We start from the raw sequence: 1,292 nt of genomic DNA, 5'->3' as shown, positions 1-1,292 counted from the left end.
GAACCATATGGTCGCCGTCCGCGCGGCGGCCGCAGCGGCCCTGTCACGAGACGAGGCCGCATAGAGGAACCCTCCACGATTTCAGGGGATTGACACGTTCGAGTATTCGCCCTTCGGCAGCTGGGATGGGTTTAAAAATAAACCTTCCTACTCTTTGCAGGCCACATCGTGGCGGTACGGTCCGCAGGTAGGCGTAGACGGTTTCGCGGCTGGCGCCGAACTCTCTGGCCAGCACTGTTCTCGGCACTCCGGCGGCCGCGCGGGAGCGCAACAAGTCGGCCTGCTCGGCGGCGGGAGCGGGATTGCGGCCGGTATGGGCTCCGGAATCGCACTCGCACCCCTTGCCGGTCAGGGTGTGCACCAATCGGCGCAGGTCGTCGAGGTGGCGCGTGAGTCGGTCCATGAAGTACACGATCGCGGTGTCGCCGACGACATCGACGCCGAACTCGCCCAGCTCGGCTCACTAGATACCGGCCACTACCGCGTCCGCGACACCCCGTTCCGATGCCGGTTGCATGCGCGGTTCCCTCGACCATCGGCCCGTCGCTTCACTGGAATTTGCAGGCCGCCCTTGGCTACCCGGGAAAGCTCACAACTGCGGGTGCAGGAGTTCGGCGATCCTGTCCAGAGTGGCGCGCATCCCATCTTCGGTTTGCTGCGGGAGGGACTTGCCGATGACGAGGAATCGATACTTTTCCTCGGTGATGTCCCACGTTTCGCGCACCAGGGTTCGGTCCTCGAGCGGCATCAATTCATACCGCCAGATTCGACCACCCGTCAGCCTGGCAGGACCGTAGGTCTGCCATGCAATGAGCCGATTCTGCACGAACTCGATGACGGTGCTCGTGGTGCGATACGGGATGAACAGCGTCTCCTTGCGTCCCCGCATCGACATCGTGAACGACGATCCCAGCGTCAGAGGCTGCGACGTCGACCGTTCACCTCCCACGGTCCCGGAGCCGTCGAATTCGGCATGTCTTCCCGTATCAGCGAGCAAAGCAAATATCTCAGAGGCAGTAGCGTCGATGACTCGTTCGACGCTGACCGAGGTCCTATCCATACAGCCAACGTTAATTGTCGGCTAGCTGGGCTGACAGGGTGACATCGAGCACAACGGTCATCGGTCAGACATATTGATCATCAAGGCACCCCTCGATCCTGGCCAATTCGACATCAAATGATACTTCCAGCCGAACCCTTAGAACTCAGTTCAGAATGAGTTTGCGGAGGCATATGACGGCGCAGGCGAGGCTGAGTAGGGCTTGGTGGATGTCGGCGCGGCGTTCGTAGCG

The 1,292-nt window shown here is 61.2% G+C and carries 2 protein-coding genes; both read right to left on the bottom strand.

Annotated features, from left to right (window positions below):
* Positions 1-43: 43 nt before the first annotated feature.
* On the bottom strand, positions 44-403 hold the full coding sequence (locus tag ACWEO7_RS39580; protein ID WP_452430994.1) for a helix-turn-helix domain-containing protein: 360 nt from the start codon (positions 401-403) through the stop codon (positions 44-46).
* A gap of 186 nt (positions 404-589) precedes the next feature.
* A complete protein-coding gene (locus ACWEO7_RS39575) occupies positions 590-1,060 on the bottom strand; it encodes an SRPBCC family protein (RefSeq protein ID WP_452430992.1) in 471 nt (156 codons plus the stop codon).
* Positions 1,061-1,292: the final 232 nt, after the last annotated feature.

Source organism: Nocardia sp. NPDC004260, from assembly GCF_053603155.1.
The sequence above is the reverse complement of the archived record's forward strand: the minus strand, read 5'-3'. Positions and strand labels throughout refer to the sequence as shown.